Origin of the sequence: Rhizocola hellebori (assembly GCF_016862955.1) — a bacterium.
Classification (GTDB): Bacteria; Actinomycetota; Actinomycetes; order Mycobacteriales; family Micromonosporaceae; genus Rhizocola; species Rhizocola hellebori.
In genome coordinates, this window is sequence record NZ_BONY01000011.1 from 12,600 (window position 1) to 29,414 (window position 16,815).

Here is a 16,815-nt window from a genome sequence, read left to right on the forward strand (position 1 = left end):
GGTGGAACAGGGGCGGAACGGCCACAGTCTAAGACAAGATCACAAAGTCCGGCGAGGGGTGCCGTAAGTATTGATGAGGTGAAATATCCCAGCCGTAGGCTCCCGCTTTGGCGAAATTGAGGACATCGCCAACGCGCAGCTCAGAGACGCGTAAGCCGTGCGCTAGAACATCATTGGGTGTGCACAGCTCCCCAGCCACGTGGACCTCGACGTCGCGAACGCCGGGCCGGGGCCAAGGGTGGGGCCAGAAATCCCGCTGCGAAACCGTTATAGGGAAGTTAACTCCGTAGGCGATCGGTGTCCGGAATTGGTGCATTCCGCCGCGTATCACGGCAAACCAGGTGCCGTGGCTCAGCTTGAGATCGACGACTTCGGCCGAATATGTTCCGGCGTGCGCGGCGAGCCAGCGCCCAGGCTCGAAAATGAGCTCCACCCCATCGACGCGGGGGATAGCCAGCTGGGCCGGGTCGAGTTCTTCGGCGCTGGTGTAGGAGACACCGAGCCCGCCGCCCAGGTTGATCTGGCGCAGCGGGACGCCGCTCGACAGCGCCCACCCCACCGCGTCGGCGATGAACTCGCTGTAGGTCTGAGCGGACAGGCAGTTGGACATGGCATGCAGGTGAAACCCGGCCAGGTCGTGCCCGGCGGCCAGCTCCAGCGCCCGCGGCAGGTCCTGCGGCGTCAGACCGAACTGAGAGGGCCCGCCGGTCATGGCATGACTGCCGCCGTAGGACGGGTGGATCCTGTTGACCCGTAGGGTGATCGTCGCGCGGCGGGGGAGCCGGTGCAGCTCGGTGAGGCTCTCCACGTTGATGGTCGCCCCCGCGGCGATCGCCGCGTCGAGAAACTCGGCGGACTTGGCCGGGCCGCTGCAGACGATGCGCTGCGCGCCGGCGTCCAGGGCGAGCGACAGCTCGCCGAGGGAGGCCACGTCGAGGCCGTGGCACGCCTGGGCCATGGTCGCCACCACGGCCGGGTGGCCGTTGGCCTTCACCGCGTAGAGGATGGTTTCCGCCGGCAGGGCCGAGCGCAGCCGGGCGGCGCGCTCGCGCAGGATCGCCAGGTCATAGGTGTACTCACCCATGCAGCGGGTTCCTTACCTGGACGTAGACGTCTCCCCGGCCGGAAAGGCGCATCCGGGTGAGCGCCTTGTGCGGCAGCGACGGCGCGGTATAGAAGGCGTGATCGGGGTGGCCGGCCAGGGTTTCATCGACGATGGCGCGCACGGCGCGCCAGGCCGCCTCCTCTTCGACGCCCAGCGACAACACCAGCTCGCCCAGGTGGGCCTGGAAGACCGTGTAGGCCACCTTCGCCAGCATCACCTCGCGGTCGGCGGTGGTGATCACCGAGCCGGGCCACAGCTGCACCCCGGGCTGCTCGCAGATGCGCAGGCCGGCGAAATCCCTCAGCGCCAGGCGATGCGGGCGTCCGGCGACGAAGGTGGGCACACAGTTCTGCAGATGCGCCTCGAGCCCGATGCCGTGCTGGGCGGCGACGCGCAGCACCACCGGTACCAACAAATTTGCATAGTCGATAAGAAAGGCCAGCGGGTCACCGCCATGCTGGGCCACCAGGCCCTGCAGCACCGTCGCGCCGGTGATCGGGTCGAGGGCGGGCAGCGCGATCGCCGGAATCGGCACCTCATCGTCGGCCAGCCGGCCGGCCAGCCCGGCCCGCACGATGGTGCTCAGCTGCCGGCTGTCGCCCAGCGGTGAGGCGACCCCGGCGGTCTCGGCCATCAGCAACACCCGGTCGGACTCGACGCATCGGGAAAGCAACTCCGACAGGATCGGGCCGTTGCGGGTCGACGCGACGGAAATGGTGCGCCGGGTCGAGGTGACCTGAATGTCCAGCGACATCTTCAGATATTCGCCGCCCGGCTCCAGCAGGGTGCGCAGCGCGGCGGTGGGCAGCGCCCGCCATTCCTCGTCGAGCACCTCGATGGTGCCGTCGGCGAACCGGTCGGCCAGCAGCTCACGCAGGTGGCCGAGCTGCCAGGCGTGCACGGGCAGCAGCGCCCGGCCCACCCCCGCCTTGACCCCCAGATGCTCGCTCAGCTCATCACCGAGAGCCAATTTTTCGGGTACCGAAAGGAAGCGCACCAAGGTAGAAGGGGTTTCCAGGTCATGGGCGAGCATGTCGTCGATGCTCCAGCCCAGCCGGGTGCGCCCGCACGGGTGCAGGTTGTGCCCCTCGGTGGCGAGCTGTTCCAGCCGTACGCAGGCGGCATCGGCGCCCAGGTCGGCCACCAGCGAAGGCATGTCTGGCGCGCCACTGGCCCGGCGCACCGCGTCCTGCTCCGCCCGGCGGGCGTAGGCCACCGCCAGCCCGGTCACCGCGCTGGCCAGCTCGGCGCGCAAACCTTCGTGTTCCACAAGGGAAACCGGGTCGAGATCCACCGGATCGAGCACCACCCGGTCGAAGGCGTGCACGCGGCCGCTGAAGCGCTGGCGGGCGTCGCCGATGTCCTCGCGCCAAAGCGCTTCGGCGAGTTTGGTGGCGACGGCGACCCGCGCGGCGGGCAGGGTCGCGCTCAGGTCGAGAACTGATCGGCCCATCAGCTTGCCAGCGGGTTGTCCAGCTGGGCCCACAGGTCGGCCAGCGGGTCGGCCGCCAGCCGCATGGCGGTGGTGGCCTTGAGCGGCAAGGGATCGTGGAACAGGGCGTGCGCGTCGGGCGCGGCCGAGTTGGGCAGGGCCGCGTAGACCTGTTCCGCCCGTTCCCGGACCAGCCGCCACAGGCCCTGCGGGTCCAGGTCGTACTCGTGCGCCAGCACCGCGATCGGCTCGCCCAGCGCCACCGCGATCCCGGAGGCGAATGCCTTGCTGCGCAACGTTACCGGGTCATCGCTGACCACGTCTCCGTACAGGATGGGGATGTCCTGGTGGTGCCGGCTCAGCCGGGCCGGGCTGATCCGCAGCCCGCCTATGTCGCGATAGGACAGTCCGGACGGACGGCCGTGGGTCAGGGTCACCAGCAGGTTCTGCCCGTGCGCCTCCAGCGCCACCCCGCGATGCAACAGGGTCAGCAGCGGGGGCAGGATCACGCCGGCCAGGTCGGCCAGGAAACCGGCCGGGTGCCCGCCGTAGCCCAGGGTCACCGCCTCGCGGATCAGCGGCCGCCCGTCGGCGGGCGAGGGCGCGGCGAGGGCGGCCAGCGGCAGGATCACCTCGTTGGGCCGGGGAAGCACCGCACGGCGCAAGGAAACCGCCAGCTCCCGCATGGGCATCCCGTCCTCGTCGAGCACCGCTCCCGCGGCCGGCTCCGGCCACACGGTCAACCCGACATCGGCGGTGATCGAATTCAGCAGCGTGCTCAGCCGCGGCGCGTTGCGGACCGCGGCCGGGGAGACTATCCGCACCGCGCTGGTCATCTGCACATCGATCGCGGTTTTGTAGTGCCGGGTCGGGTCCGCCACGCTGGCCAGGGTGCGCAGCGACATCAGCGGCCGGGCCGCGATCTGCTGGCCCGCCGGGCGCAGGAAAGGGTAGGCGGTCAGCACGTGCTCGCGTTGCCACGGGTGCACGGGCAGCCGGTTGGGCAGCCCTGTCCCGGTGCTCAGCCAGCGCTGCTGCGGGACGGTGTAGACCTCAAGGGTCACCGTCGGGCGGTGCTCGGGCGCGTAGGCGAGGACCTCGGCCGGGGACATGCCCATTCTGGTCCGGCAGCACGGGTGCAGCGGGTGGCCGTCGACCACCGCCTGCTCGAGCCGGGCCAGCCCCTCGACCTTGCCCGCCAGCACCGTGAGCGTGTGCTCGCCGAAGGACGGCTCGGGTTGCCCGGCGCGGGCCAGCGCCAGATAGTTGACGCTTTGTTCCAGCTCGTCGGCGAAGTGGGCGACCCGGCCCGGCAGGGAAAGATCGCGCATCAGGGCGGCTGGATCGTCGTACCACCGGGCGGCCGTGGTCAGCCGCAGACTCTCGGCCGGCACGGCGAAGGGTTCCGCCTGTGCCACCGCCCCGATCACCCGCTGCCCGCTGGCGAGGGTGAGCAGCAGGTCGCCGCCGAAGCGCTGCCGTTGCACGATGCCGTCGATGGGCTCACGTGCCAGCGCCCCCCACAGGCGGGCCATCACCGCGGCGCGCGCCCCGGGCAGCTGCCCATCGGTCTCGATGTTGATCGCGGCCTCCTACACCTGTACCCGACTGGGACGGTCCAGTATGGACGAATGCTCAGCACACGTGCGCTCAATCGCGCCACTCTAGACCGGCAGCTGCTCCTTCGCCGCCACGTCATGCCCGCCGCCGAGGCGATCGAGCATCTGGTAGGCATGCAGGCGCAGGCACCGCTTTCACCCTACGTGGGTCTGTGGACGCGGTTGGACGGCTTCACCCACTCGGAGCTTTCCAAGCTTGTGCTAGACGCGGAGGCGGTACGCGGCGGCCTGATGCGCGCCACTGTCCACCTTGTCACCGCGCGCGACTATCTCAAGCTGCGCCCGGTCACCCAGATCGTCCTCGAGCGCAGCTATTTCGGGCAGCCGTTCGGCAAGAAACTCACCGGGGTCGACACCGGCAAGGCCGTCACGCTCGGCCTCAAGCTGCTCAAGGCCGAGCCACGGATGCGCACAGAGCTGGGCAAGGCACTGGCCGAGCGCTATCCCGAGGCCGACCCGACCGCGCTGAGCTTCCTGCTGTCCTACGTCGCGCCCGTGATCCAGCTGCCACCGCGCGGGGTGTGGGGGAGCAAAGGGCAGGCCGTGCTCGCGCCCGCTGCGCATTGGCTGGGCCGGGCGATCCCGGGTAAGCCGACGCCGAAACTGCTGGAGGAGATGGTTTTGCGCTATCTGGCGGCCTATGGTCCGGCCACCGTGATGGACGCGCAGATGTGGTCGGGCCTGACCAAGCTGCGCGAGATCGTCGATCGGCTGGGCAAGAAGGTGCTGCGGCTACCCGGCGACCTGCTGGATGTGCCCGGCGCGCCGACGCCGCAGGAGGACGTGCCGGCCCCGGTCCGGTTCCTGCCCGAATACGACAACCTGCTGCTCTCGCATGCCGACCGCACCCGGTTCATCGAGGACGGCAGGCGGGTGCCGCTGCCCCCGGGCAATGGCGCCGCTTACGGGACGGTCCTGGTGGAGGGTTTCTACCGGGCCGATTGGCGCGCGGTGAAGGGCGAAATCGTGGTGGAGCCGTTCGGGAAGCTGACGAAATCGCAGAAGGCGGAGGTCGATGCCGAGGCGGCGGCGTTGACTCAATTCCTAGCGTCCTAGGATTGCTTACGGGGTGTGACCCCGCCACAAACCTAAAAAACCTAGAAGGACTGGCGCTTCGCGCCAGCCTCACCGACAAAATGAGCGTCATGGCTGGATATTCGGCGACGCCGCTGGCTCGCAAGCTCGGTGCCAAACCGGGGCTGGAAGTGGTGCTACGGCACGCGCCCGGGGGATGGGGCATCGAGGGCGTGGCGGCGAGCGACGTGGGTTTTGAGCAGGCCGATGTCGTAGTGGCTTTCTATCGCAGCCGCGCCGAGCTTTCGGCGGACGTGGCTGTGGTGCCCGGTGCGCTGGGGAAGGCGGCGTCGTGGTGGATCGCCTGGCCGCGTAAGGCTGGCGGGCATGTCAGCGACATCACCGAGAACCTGCTCCGGGAGCTGGTGCTGCCGACCGGTCTGGTGGATGTGAAGGTGGCCGCGCTGGACGAGGACTGGTCGGGGCTGAAGTTTGTGTGGCGTAAGGAGAATCGTTAGCCGGCCAGCATGTCGAAGCCGAGTTTGGCGACCAGGCCGCACACGACGGTGAGCAGCACCGCGCGCACGAAGGCGGCGCCTTTGCGCAGGGCCAGGCGGGCGCCGAGCTGGGCGCCGATGATGTTGGCTATGGCCAGGGCGGCGCCGAGTTTCCACCAGACGTGTCCGTGGTAGGCGAAGACGGTCAGGGCGCCGAGGTTGGTGCCGGCGTTGACGATTTTGGCGATGGCCGATCCGGCGAGGTAGTCGGTGCCGATGGTGGCGGTCATGGTGAGGACGAGGAAGGTACCTGTCCCGGGGCCGATGAATCCGTCGTAGAAGGCGATGGCGGTGCCGGCGAGGCCGGTGGCGGCTGCGACGCGGGGCGGGGTGCGTTTGTGCGGCAGGGCGATGGTGCCCATGGCGGGGCGGAAGGTGACGAAGGCGGCGACGGCGAGCAGGGCGGCCAGGATGGCGGGGCGGAAGATGGCGGTGGTGACGCTGGAGGCGTACCAGGCGCCGAGCCCGGCGAAGATGATGGCGGTGGCGCTGGCGGGGCCGGCGACTTTCCAGTCGATGGGGGTGCGGCGGGCGTAGGTGATGACGGCGCTGGAGGTGCCGGCGATGGCGGTGAGTTTGTTGGTGCCCAGCACGGTGGCGATGGGGATTTGGGGTGCGCCGATGAGCATGGCGGGCAGCATGAGAAGTCCGCCGCCGCCGACCACCGCGTCCACCCATCCTGCGGCGGTGGCGGCGGTCAGCAGCAGCGTCAGGTCAGCCGCGTCCACGCCGTTGCGTGGCCAGCCACATCCCGATCGCGCCTACGGCGATGAAGACGAGCATGAAGCAGACGAGAGCCTTGAACACCCGCCGAGAATAGCCGGTTTCTAAAAGTCGAAGTCCATGCCCATGTCGCCCATGTCGTCGAGTGCCTCACCGAGGATCATTCCGCCGATAACTCCGCCCGCGACTCCTGCGGCGACGCCGCCCATGCCGTGGCCGCGGCTGTGGGGTTTGCCGTGGTGGCCTTGGTGGGGCATGCCGTGGGCGCTGTGCTTCTGGACTGCTTGGCGCACCCAGCCGTCGACGACCTGGACCCAGTCGGTGCTGGCGGCTTGGTCGTGGCGGACGTGGTAGCGGCTGAAGCTGTCGTGGGAGGCGCCGAGGAAGCCGCGTTTGTCGAACTCCAGGACGATGTCGACGCCGGTGGGGTTGGTGACGAAGGTGACTTCGAGCTGGCGGATGCCGCCGCTGTAGTTGGGTGACGGGTAGAACTCGATCTCTTGGTAGAACGGCAGGGTTTGGTGCAGGCCGTAGATGTGGCCTCGTTCCAGGTCGGCGCGGCTGAAGCGGAAGCCGAGGCGCAGGAAGGCGTCGAGGATGGCTTCGTGGATGGGCAGCGGGGCGATCTGGAGGGGGTCGAGGTCGGTTTTGTCGACGGCTTTGGCGACGGCCAGTTCGGTGTGCACGCCCATGGTCATGCCGTGCAGGTGTTGGCCGTAGACGGCGGTGATGGGGGTTTCCCATGGCAGGTCGATGGTGAAGGGGAGCTGGTGGGTGGCGCCTTTGGGCAGGGTGAAGGCGCCGGCGACGCGGACTTTGTGGAATTCGACGTTCTTGCTGTATTCCTGGTCGCCGCTTTCCATCTCTACCCGGGTGACCAGGGCGAGGGAGACGTATTCGATCTGGGTGTCGTGGTCGCCGCCCTTGATGTGGACGTGGCCGGTGAGCTTGCCGCCTGGCTGGGTGCTGGGTGTGGCCAGGACGGTGTCGACGGAGGGTCCACCAACGCCGAGTGCGGCGAGCATTTTCTTGAAAACCATGTCGTCATGTGTACCAGCCGGGGGCCAGGTTTTTAGGTGGTGGCGTGCTGGGTGGGGGTGGAGTTCAGGGTTAGTTCAGGGTGTTGCCAGCGGCGGCGTAGCCATCGGTCGTGGGTGGCGATGATGACGGCGCCGGGTGCGGTGCCGAGGGCGTTTTCGAGTTCGTCGGCGAGGGTGAGGGAGAGGTGGTTGGTGGGTTCGTCGAGCAGGAGCAGGTGTGGTGGGTCGGCGATGAGCTGGGCGAGGGCGAGGCGGCGGCGTTGGCCGACGGAGAGGGTGGCGATGGGGCGGTCGAGGTCTTTGGGTGCGACCAGGCCGAGGTCGGCCAGGGGAGTCTCGTGATGTCCGTAGAGCTGTCGCGGGGTTCGGGTGAGGTCTGGCCAGGTGTCGTCTTGGGCCAGCAGGCCGACGCGCAGTCCTTTGCGGCGTAGCACATTGCCGCTGTGGAGGGTTCCGGCGATGGCGTGCAGGAGGCTGGATTTGCCTGAGCCGTTGGGTCCGGTGACAAGTAGGCGTTGCCCTGGTTCGATGTCGAGGCGCTGCAGCTGGATGCGGCCGGGGATGTGCAGGTCGCGGATGCTGACCAGGTGGCCGTCGCCGGTGTCTTTGGTGGTCAGGGGTGGGGCTTGGAAGTGTAGTTGGGCGGGGGGTTTGCGGATTTGGTGGCGTTGCAGGGTTTCCAGGCGCTGGGTGGCGTTGCGGACGCGGCTGGCGATGCTGGCTTGGACTTTTTCGCCGTGGGCGTTGTAGCTCATTTTGTTGCCGTCGCGGGGTGGGCGGCCGTGGGCTACTTGGCGGGCGGTGGTGTTGATGGCGTGGCGTAGGGCGTTCATTTCGTCTTGCTGGTTGGCGAAGGCTTGTTCCCAGCGGAGGCGTTCGGCTTTTTTGGCGTCGAGGTAGGCGCTGTAGGCGCCGCCGTAGCGGGTGATGCCGCCTCGGGCGGGGTCGAGGTCGATGATGTCGGTGCAGACTTCGTCGAGGAAGACGCGGTCGTGGCTGGCGACGATGACGACTCCGGGCAGTTGGCGTAGCTGGGTTTCGACGAAGGCGACGGCTTGGTCGTCGAGGTGGTTGGTGGGTTCGTCGAGCAGGAGGGCGGCGGGGCGGCTGACGAGCAGGGCGGCGAGGGCGACGCGGGAGCGTTGTCCGCCGGACAGGGTGCCCAGGGTGCGTTGGCGGCCGATGGCGGGCAGGCCGAGGCCGTGCATGATTTCGTCGGCGCGGCGGTCGGCGTCCCAGGCGTTGATCTGTTCGGCGCGTTGCAGGACGGCGCCGTATTCGGTGAGCCGGTGCGGCTGGTGCAGGAGCTGGTCGAGGCGGCGTAGCAGGTCGTGGCTTTCGCGTAGGGCGTCGGCGATGACGTCGCCGACGGTTTGGCCGGCGGTGAAGGGCAGTTCTTGGTGCAGCAGGCCGGTGTCGGCGGGGCGGGTGATGTCGCCGGCGTCGGGGTTGTCGGCTCCGGCGAGGAGTCTGAGCAGGGTGGTTTTACCGGCGCCGTTTTCGCCGACGAGGCCGAGGCGCTGGCCGGGGTTGGCGGTGAGGTGGATGCCGTCGAGGATGCGGCGTTCGCCGAAGAATTTGACGACGTCGACAGCGATGAGGGATTGAGCACGCATATGCAAACACCACCGAGGGGTTGTCGGCTGACGGGGATCTGGTGTCGGTGGCGTGCTCTCACATAGTGGTGCCAAGCCTACTCCGGGCTGGGGCAGGCCTGGCAACCGATTTGTCTTAGCTGTAGGTGAGGGCGGGGTAGGCCAGGAACATGACCAGTCCGAAGCCGAGTTTGAGCAGGGCGTCGGTGACGCCGAAGGCTTTCCAGGTGATGGCTTTGGCGTGGAAGCCGATGGCGGCGTTGATGGTGGTGAGCACGCCGAGGATGGCGATGAGGGGGCCGTGGGCCAGGCCCATGGTGATGAAGTGGATGCCGACGACGAAGAGGATGGCCATGATCAGTTTTCGGTCGCCGGCGTCTTTGTATCTGGTGACGGCGAGGTAGATCAGGCCGGCTTCGAGCAGGAACGAGCCGACCAGGGCGCTGATCTGCACGGCCGAGGGCGTGCCCAGGGAGGGCAGCAGGGCGCTGAGCCCGCTGGCGATGAAGCCGGCCACACCGCCGGCGATGGCGCATTGCGCCCAGTATTTGGGCAGCAGCCAGCACAGCAGGAAGCCGGTGCCGACGCAGATGAGGAACAGGCCGCCGCCGCGGATGAGTGGATAGGGGTGGTCCGCGGCCACGTCGAGGAGTGTGATCACGTCGCCGATGGTAGTGAAATAGGTCGCGTCGCGATGTCCCGGTGCGTAGCGTGGCGTCATCACCCGGCGCTGTGGCGGCTGTCCGGCATCGCCGGAATTTGTTCTGCCGCCGGGTAATAGGTAAGGGCCTGCAAAGCCTCTGGTTCAAATCCAGGATTTCGGGCTCGCCCGCCCCTGCTGATGCGGCAACGGTTTGAACGGCCTTGCGGATTTGTCGTTTGTGGACATTTCCCCGCCGGGAGGGCCGGGGGCGGGCGGGTCTGTCCAAAGACGAGAGTGATGGTGGTGTCGTATGGCGAAGGTGACTGTGCTGGAGTACGAGCGGGTGGTGCGGTTGGTCGACGGGCGGGTGCGTGAGGTGCTCGGCCCGGGGCGGCATCGTTACCGCGGCCGGCGCACCACTCTGCATCGGGTGGACATGCGGCCGTACCTGGTGAATGTGCCGGGTCAGGAGGTGCTCACCGCTGATGGGGTGGCGGTGAAGGTGTCGGCGGTGTTGCGGGTGGCTGCCGCCGATGCGGTGGCGTTGCTGGTGGCTGCGCAGAATCCGCAGGCGGAGGTGTACGCGGCGGCTCAGCTGGCGGTGCGTGACGCGGTGGCCCGGGTGGCGGTGGAGACGTTGGTGCAGGGGCGGCTGGAGTTGCCGGCGGAGTTGCTGGAGCCGGTGCGCGCCGCGGCGGCGCGGGTGGGCCTGTCGGTGGAGGAGTTCACGGTGCGGGACCTGATGTTGCCGGGCAATCTGAAGCAGGCTTTCGCCGAGCTGGTGCTGGCGCGTCAGCGGGGCCGGGTGGAGCTGGAGCGGGCGCGTGGTGAGGTGGCGGCGTTGCGGTCGCTGGCCAACACGGCCGATCTGTTGGACAGGCATCCGTCGTTGTTGCGGCTGCGCACGTTGCAGGCGGCCGAGTCGAGCGAGGCGAAGCTGGTCATCAAGCAGTGACGCTGACTTTATGCGGTGAAGACGGCTCTGGTGAGGTAGTGCACCGGCCCGGGGTGGCGGTGCAGCGGCTCGGCGGGGTCCCAGCGCAGGCCGGGTAGCAGCCGCGCGGCTTGGCTGGCCATGACGGCCATCTGGACGCGGATGAGTGCGGCGCCGGGATGGTAGTGGGGGCCGCGGCCCAGGGACAGGTGCCGGTTGGGTTGGCGGTTGATGTCGAAGGCGTGGGGGTCGGTGAACCGTTTCGGGTCCCGGTTGGCGGCGCTGACCCGGCCGGTGACGGTGGCGCCGGCCGGGATGGTGGCCTGGCCGAAGGTGACCTCGCGGCGGGTGCTTCGGGTGATCACGGGGGTGGGCGGGTACCAGCGCAGCACCTCGTCGACGGCGTGGGCGAGGCGGTGGGCGTCGGTGGTGGCGTGGGCCAGGTCGCCGTGGTGGGAAAGGAAAAGCAGGCAGTTGCCGATGCCTGCGGCGGCGGTGTCGGCGGTGGCCGGGTCGGGTGTGTGCAGCTGCGCCAGCTGGCGCACGGCCGGCGCCAGGTCGAAGCGGCCGGCCGGCAGGGCGGCGATCAGCTGGGCGGCCAGTTCGTGCAGGCTGGGTTGCAGGCGTTGCAGGTCGGCGGCGTCCAGCGGCGTGAATCCCGGGTCGGGGCCGGCGTCGGCGCCGGTGAAGGTGTCGCGGTCGGTGAACAGCGCGAACACGTCGTCGTAGGCCGACAGTGGCCACGATTGTGTCTGCGGGTCGTAGGTGATCGGCGCACCCGGGTCGAAATAGTGCTCAGGTAGGGCAAACATGCGACTGTCCACATTGAGCAGAGTGACCGTTGCGCCCGCACAGTGCAAATCGGCAGCACATCGCACACGCAGTGCGATGGTGGGTGGCTCTGATGCGGTTAAGTCCCCTGCGTCCACGGGGTGACGGTGCGGTATGGGAGTGACGATGGGTCCGCGGACCACCAACCTTCGAGTCAAGATTGTCTGTCTGTTGCTGTCGCTGGCGGCGCTGTGGGCGTTCGCCGCGTTCGTGACGGTGCGCGAGGGCTTGAACCTGTTGTGGATCCGCACCTTGGACCAGGAGGTGGGCAGGCCCACCGATGCGCTGGTGGCGGCGCTGCAGGCGGAGCGGCGTGATTCGGCGGTGATGCTGGCCGGGCCTGATGCGGCGCGGCGGGAGGCGCTGGCCCGGGCGAGGGAACGCACCGACGCGGCGGTGGCCCGGTTCCGGGCCTCGGTGGGCGCCGCGTCGGCGCGGCGCGCCGCGACCGATCTGGCCGAGCAGCGGGTGGCCGAGTTCACCGAACATTTGGATCGCCTCGGCCTGCTGCGTGAGGCGGTCGATTCGGCGAGGCTGGACCGGGTGCGCGCGGTGGATGCCTACACCGACGCGATCGGTGTGGCGTACCAGATTTTCGGGGCGATCTCTTTCTTCGACGACCGTGATATCGACACTCATCTGGCGAACCTGCTGATCATGTCGCGGGGCCGTGAGCTGCTCGCGCAGGAGGACGCGCTGATGTCGGGGGTGCTGGCCAGCGGCGCGTTCACCGACGCTGAAGCGCTGCGCCTGATCGAAATTGTTGGCGCGCAACGGTTCATGCGTTCGCTGGGGCTGTCCGGGCTCGACGACGACGTCGCCGTGCACGGCCCGGTGATGGCCGGGCCGGAAATGGCCGAGCTGCGCCTGGTCGAGGATCTGGTGGTGGCATACGCCCGCGGCGGGGCCGCCCCGGCGGTGGAGGCGGGACGGTGGCGCATAGCCGTCGACGGTGCGGCCGGGGTGCTGGCCAAACTCGACATCGACCTGGCCGAGGCGACGATCGCCCGGGCCACCGGGCCGGCGGTGTGGATCCTGGTGCGCCTGGTGCTCGCGGCCGGGCTGGGCCTCATCGCGCTGATCGCCTCGGTGGTGGTGTCGGTGACCACCGCCCGGGCGCTGGTCGGTCAGCTGCGCCGGCTTCGCGACGCGGCCACCGATCTGGCCACCGAACGGCTGCCGCGGGTGGTGCGCCGCCTCAGCGCGGGGGAGGAGATCGACATCGCCGCGGAGGCGCCGCCGCTGCGGTTCGGCAACGACGAGATCGGCCAGGTCGGCTGGGCGTTCACGCTGGCGCAGCAGACCGCGGTGCGCGTCGCCGTGGAACAGGCCCAGCTGCGCCGCAGTGTCCGCGACGTGTTCGTCAGCCTGGCCCGGCGCAGCCAGACCCTGGTACACCGGCAGCTGCGCATCCTGGACGCGATGGAGTCACGCAGCGGCGACGCCGCCGAGCTGGAAGATCTGTTCCGGGTCGACCAGCTGGCCACCCGCATGCGCCGCAACGCCGAAAACCTCATCGTGCTCTCCGGTGCCGCGCCGGGCCGCGGCTGGCGTCACGCCGTGCCGGTCATGGATGTGCTGCGTTCGGCTGTCTCGGAGGTCGAGGACTTCCCCCGCATCAGCCTGGGCCAGGTCGACGCCGCGCAGCTGGCCGGGATGGTGGTCAGCGACGTGGTGCACCTGCTGGCCGAGCTGATGGAAAACGCCCTGAACTTCTCCCCGCCCAAAAGCGGCGTGCGGGTCAACGGGCGGCGCACCGCCGACGGGTACCTGGTCGAGGTCGAAGACGACGGCCTGGGCATGACCGAGGCCGAGCTGGCCGAAGCCAACGAGCAGCTGACCAACCCGCCGGAGTTCAAACTCACCAGCACCGTGCGGCTGGGCCTTTACGTGGTGGGGCGGCTGGCGCAACGCCACCAGATCGGGGTGCGGCTGCGCCGCTGCGCCACCGGCGGGACCGCCGCCGCGGTGCGCATTCCGGCCAGCCTCATCTCCAGCGCCCAGATCCTGCCCGACCCGGCCGACCGCGACGACTGGGAACCCGAACGGGTCAGTGTCGCCGTGGGTGTGCCCGCCGAATCCCTCACCCCTTCGGGTCTTCCGGTGCGGCAACGTCAGCCGTCGGCGGTGCGGGCCGAAAGCACCGATTTAGAAAGGGCCCGCAGCCTCATGCAGTCCTATCAGTCCGGTACCCAGCGTGCCCGCACCGAGGCCGTTCAGTGGAAGGAAGGCGATGAAAACACAGGCGATAACTGAGCTGGCCTGGCTTGTCGACGACCTGGTGGCCCGGGTGCCCGAAGCCGATGTGGCGGTGCTGCTTTCCGCCGACGGGTTGCCCATGGCCGCGACGGCCGGACACGACCGCGACGAGGCCGAGCACATGTCGGCGGTGGCGGCCAGCCTGTTCGGGCTGGCCCGCGGCGCGGGCCGGCGCTTCGGCAAAGGCAAGGTGCGCCAGGCGGTGGTGGAGATGGAGACCGGTTTCCTGTTCGTCACCGCCGCAGGCAATGGGGCCTGCCTGGCGGTGCTGGCCGGCGAGAGCACCGACGCCGGGCTGATGGCCTACGAGATGGCCATGCTGGTGGCCCGCGCCGGCCAGCACCTGGGCGCCGCCGCACGGGTGAGCACCGCGGCCCAGTGAGCATGGACAGCATCCGCGCACACGCCGAGCCGACCTGGCTGGACGCCGACGCCGGGCCGCTGGTGCGGCCCTACGCGCTGACCGCCGGGCGGACCAGACCCGTACGCGGCGACCTCGACCTGATCACGGTCCTGGTCGCGGTGCGCCCACCGTCCATTCTCGACGGTGGCCTCGGCTCGGAATGCGCCCAGATCATCGCCCTGTGCCAGCAGCCGCAATCGGTCGCGGAAATCGCGGCGCATCTCACCCTGCCCACCCGCATCGTGCGGGTGCTGCTATCCGATCTGCTCGACCGGACACTGCTGCGGCGCAACAACCCTTTGCGCGCCACGCAGCTGCCCACCGAGGAAACCTTCCGGGCGGTGCTCAATGGACTACGGTCCCTGTGACGAACTTCCCTCGTCGTACAAAATCCTGGTCGCCGGCGGCTTCGGGGTCGGCAAGACGACCCTGGTCTCCTCCATCAGCGAGATCCGCCCGCTGATCACCGAGGAGATCCTCACCGGCGCCAGCATCGGCGTGGACAACACCCAAGGCGTGGAGGCCAAAAACACCACCACGGTGGCGCTGGACTTCGGCCGCATCACCATCGACGAACAGCTGGTGCTCTACCTTTTCGGCACCCCCGGCCAGCAGCGGTTCCTTTTCGTCTGGGACGAGCTGGCCTACGGCGCGATCGGCGCCATCATCGTGGCCGACACCCGCCGGCTGGCCGAAAGTTTCGCCTCCATCGACTACTTCGAGCAGCGCGGCACCCCGTTCCTGGTGGCAGTCAACTGTTTCGAAGGCGCCCGCCGCTACGACTGCGACGAAATCAAGCAGGCCCTCAACCTCGACCCCGCCATCCCGGTGTGCCAGTTCGACGCCCGCTCCCGCGCCTCGGTCAAATCGGTGCTCATCGGCCTGGTACAGCATCTGATGGCACGCGCAGAGGAAAACTGACCTCGATGTCCAGCCCGCCCTGCGGGCGGGCCCGCGCGGTCACGGTGGCGTCGTGGGCGCCGGCGATGGCCTGCACAATGGCCAAACCCAGCCCATGCCCGTCGCCGGGCCGGGCCCGGCGGGTGTCGAGGCGCTGGAACGGCTGGAAAAGCTCATGCACCCGTTCCGGCGGGATCACCGCACCGGTGTTGCTCACCCACAGGTGGGCCCGCCCCGCCACCGTCGCCGTGCGGACTTCGACGTGGCCGCCGGAAACGTTGTGGCGCAAGGCGTTGGCGACAAGGTTGGCGACCAGGCTCTCGGCCAGGCTCACCTCACCGGCCGCCGGGGCGGCGGCCAGGTCGCTGCGCAGGTCTATACCGCGGCGGCGGGCCTGCCCGGCGCGGGCCGCGACCGCATCGGCGGCCAGATCGGCCAGGTCGAACGGCTCCCGCCGGTCGATTCCCTGCTCGCTGCTGGCCAACGTCAGCAGCGAGTCGATGAGCCGCTCCTGCGCCGCCCCCAACGCCAGCACCTCCAACCCGGCCGCGCGCAACGATTCGGTGCTGGCCTGCGGATCGGCCATCGCCACCTGAAGCACGGTGCGCTGCGCCGTCAGCGGCGTGCGCAACTCGTGGGAGGCGTTGGCCACAAAGTGGCGCTGCGAGGCGAAAGCCGCCTCCAGCCGGGCGAACAGGCTGTCGAGGGTGGCGCCCAGCTCGCTGAACTCGTTGCGGCCACCCAAACCCAGCCGCCGGTGAAGGTTGGTCGCGGAAATGTCGCGGGCCGTGGCGGTGATGGTGCGCAACGGTTTGAGGAACCTGCCCGCCACCAGCCACCCCAGCACCACCGACACCACCACCATCACCGCCAGAGCGGCCGCCGACACCGTCACCAGCTGCGAGAAATGCTCCTCCTGCGGGGCGCGGCCGGGGCCCGGCCCCGGCAGCTGCGGGTAGGCCGGCTCGGTCTGGCTGCTCTGCAACAACGGCACCGAAAGCAGCGCCGTACCGGAAAGGAAGAACGGCACCGCGTAAAGCAACGTCAGCTGCGCGCGCAAACCCAGCCGGGCCATCACGGCTGGCCGATCCGGTAGCCGCCCTCACGCACCGTGTGGATCAGCGGCGGCTCGCCGAGCTTGGCCCGCAGCCGCCTCATCGTCGTCTTGACCGTCGTGGTGAACGGATCGGCCTGCGCATCCCACACCTGCTCCAGCAACTCCTCGGCCGACACCAGCCGCCCCTGCGCACCCAGCAGACACTCCAGCACCGCGAACTCCTTGGGGGACAACTCCAGACGCAGGCCGCCGCGCGACGCGACACGGCGCGCCGAGTCCAGGCTCACATCGGCGTAGCGCAACACCGGCGGCACCGCCGCGGCGCTGCGCCGCCCCAGCGCCCGGATCCGCGCCACCAACTCGGCGAAGTCGAACGGCTTGGGCAGATAGTCATCCGCGCCCAGACCCAGACCGTCGACACGCTCCCGCACAGTGCTGGCCGCGGTCAACATCAGCACCCGGCTGGCCGAATGGCCGGCCACGATCCGGCGGCACACCTCATCGCCGGAGACCCCGGGCAGATCCCGGTCGAGCACCACCACGTCGTAACGGGTGTGCGCCAGATGCTGCAACGCCTCATCGCCGTCGCCGACCACGTCCACGGCCATGCCTTCGCGGCGCAAACCCGTCCCGATGGTCCGCGCCAAAATCTCGAAGTCCTCCACCACCAGCACCCGCATACCTGCCACCATGCCAGGTCACA

At 69.2% G+C, this 16,815-nt stretch carries 17 protein-coding genes; 7 read left to right on the forward strand and 10 right to left on the reverse strand.

The annotated features are described in order from the left end of the window. Positions 1-28 precede the first annotated feature (28 nt). The 3 genes from Rhe02_RS10635 to Rhe02_RS10645 are packed head-to-tail and all read right to left on the reverse strand — an operon-like array spanning position 29 to position 4,072. Positions 29-1,084: an alanine racemase gene (locus tag Rhe02_RS10635; protein WP_203907976.1), complete on the reverse strand. Its 1,056-nt coding sequence runs from the start codon at positions 1,082-1,084 to the stop codon at positions 29-31. After that, entirely contained in the window at positions 1,077-2,558 is a 1,482-nt protein-coding gene (locus Rhe02_RS10640; protein ID WP_203907977.1) for an IucA/IucC family protein, read from the reverse strand. Before Rhe02_RS10640 ends, Rhe02_RS10635 begins: the two co-directional genes overlap by 8 nt. Next, positions 2,558-4,072, reverse strand: coding sequence for an IucA/IucC family protein (locus tag Rhe02_RS10645; protein WP_203907978.1), 1,515 nt, complete (start codon positions 4,070-4,072; stop codon positions 2,558-2,560). Before Rhe02_RS10645 ends, Rhe02_RS10640 begins: the two co-directional genes overlap by 1 nt. A 96-nt stretch (positions 4,073-4,168) precedes the next feature. Here Rhe02_RS10645 and Rhe02_RS10650 point away from each other — a divergent pair, with 96 nt between their 5' ends. Then, positions 4,169-5,212, forward strand: a complete 1,044-nt coding sequence (locus Rhe02_RS10650; protein WP_203907979.1) for a winged helix DNA-binding domain-containing protein — start codon at positions 4,169-4,171, stop codon at positions 5,210-5,212. A gap of 89 nt (positions 5,213-5,301) precedes the next feature. Beyond that, the gene (locus Rhe02_RS10655; RefSeq protein ID WP_203907980.1) at positions 5,302-5,688 is read left to right on the forward strand and encodes a DUF3052 domain-containing protein; all 387 of its coding nucleotides are present in this window, start codon (positions 5,302-5,304) and stop codon (positions 5,686-5,688) included. On the opposite strand, the gene Rhe02_RS10660 is transcribed toward Rhe02_RS10655, so the two are convergent. From Rhe02_RS10660 to Rhe02_RS10675, 4 genes are all read right to left on the reverse strand, one after another. Next, positions 5,685-6,455 carry a sulfite exporter TauE/SafE family protein gene (locus Rhe02_RS10660; protein ID WP_203907981.1) on the reverse strand — a complete coding sequence of 257 codons (771 nt, stop codon included), beginning with the start codon at positions 6,453-6,455 and terminating at the stop codon, positions 5,685-5,687. The two genes, Rhe02_RS10655 and Rhe02_RS10660, sit on opposite strands and share 4 nt — an antisense overlap. Positions 6,456-6,554: 99 nt before the next feature. Beyond that, entirely contained in the window at positions 6,555-7,490 is a 936-nt protein-coding gene (locus Rhe02_RS10665) for a sporulation protein (protein ID WP_203907982.1), read from the reverse strand. A gap of 32 nt (positions 7,491-7,522) precedes the next feature. Continuing rightward, positions 7,523-9,106 (reverse strand): ABC-F family ATP-binding cassette domain-containing protein, encoded by a 1,584-nt coding sequence (locus tag Rhe02_RS10670; protein ID WP_203907983.1) that lies wholly within the window; start codon positions 9,104-9,106, stop codon positions 7,523-7,525. Positions 9,107-9,221: 115 nt separating this feature from the next. Continuing rightward, the gene (locus tag Rhe02_RS10675; RefSeq protein ID WP_203907984.1) at positions 9,222-9,746 is read right to left on the reverse strand and encodes a DUF6609 family protein; all 525 of its coding nucleotides are present in this window, start codon (positions 9,744-9,746) and stop codon (positions 9,222-9,224) included. 292 nt (positions 9,747-10,038) lie between these two features. Between Rhe02_RS10675 and Rhe02_RS10680 the strand changes: the two genes are divergently transcribed. Beyond that, positions 10,039-10,683 (forward strand): slipin family protein, encoded by a 645-nt coding sequence (locus Rhe02_RS10680; protein WP_203907985.1) that lies wholly within the window; start codon positions 10,039-10,041, stop codon positions 10,681-10,683. 8 nt (positions 10,684-10,691) lie between these two features. On the opposite strand, the gene Rhe02_RS10685 is transcribed toward Rhe02_RS10680, so the two are convergent. Continuing rightward, the gene (locus Rhe02_RS10685; protein ID WP_203907986.1) at positions 10,692-11,474 is read right to left on the reverse strand and encodes a cytochrome P450; all 783 of its coding nucleotides are present in this window, start codon (positions 11,472-11,474) and stop codon (positions 10,692-10,694) included. A 145-nt stretch (positions 11,475-11,619) separates the two neighbouring features. Here Rhe02_RS10685 and Rhe02_RS10690 point away from each other — a divergent pair, with 145 nt between their 5' ends. The 4 genes from Rhe02_RS10690 to Rhe02_RS10705 are packed head-to-tail and all read left to right on the forward strand — an operon-like array spanning position 11,620 to position 15,076. Continuing rightward, entirely contained in the window at positions 11,620-13,749 is a 2,130-nt protein-coding gene (locus tag Rhe02_RS10690) for a sensor histidine kinase (RefSeq protein ID WP_203907987.1), read from the forward strand. Beyond that, a complete protein-coding gene (locus Rhe02_RS10695; protein WP_203907988.1) occupies positions 13,727-14,134 on the forward strand; it encodes a roadblock/LC7 domain-containing protein in 408 nt (135 codons plus the stop codon). The genes Rhe02_RS10690 and Rhe02_RS10695 overlap by 23 nt, the downstream gene beginning before the upstream one ends. A gap of 2 nt (positions 14,135-14,136) precedes the next feature. Continuing rightward, the gene (locus Rhe02_RS10700) at positions 14,137-14,523 is read left to right on the forward strand and encodes a DUF742 domain-containing protein (protein WP_203908134.1); all 387 of its coding nucleotides are present in this window, start codon (positions 14,137-14,139) and stop codon (positions 14,521-14,523) included. Continuing rightward, positions 14,504-15,076 carry a GTP-binding protein gene (locus Rhe02_RS10705; RefSeq protein WP_203907989.1) on the forward strand — a complete coding sequence of 191 codons (573 nt, stop codon included), beginning with the start codon at positions 14,504-14,506 and terminating at the stop codon, positions 15,074-15,076. The genes Rhe02_RS10700 and Rhe02_RS10705 overlap by 20 nt, the downstream gene beginning before the upstream one ends. Here the strand turns inward: Rhe02_RS10705 and Rhe02_RS10710 are convergent. Together Rhe02_RS10710 and Rhe02_RS10715 are read right to left on the reverse strand one after the other, a co-directional pair. Then, the gene (locus Rhe02_RS10710; RefSeq protein ID WP_203908135.1) at positions 15,030-16,130 is read right to left on the reverse strand and encodes a sensor histidine kinase; all 1,101 of its coding nucleotides are present in this window, start codon (positions 16,128-16,130) and stop codon (positions 15,030-15,032) included. The two genes, Rhe02_RS10705 and Rhe02_RS10710, sit on opposite strands and share 47 nt — an antisense overlap. Continuing rightward, positions 16,130-16,792, reverse strand: coding sequence for a response regulator transcription factor (locus tag Rhe02_RS10715; RefSeq protein ID WP_203907990.1), 663 nt, complete (start codon positions 16,790-16,792; stop codon positions 16,130-16,132). Before Rhe02_RS10715 ends, Rhe02_RS10710 begins: the two co-directional genes overlap by 1 nt. Positions 16,793-16,815: the final 23 nt, after the last annotated feature.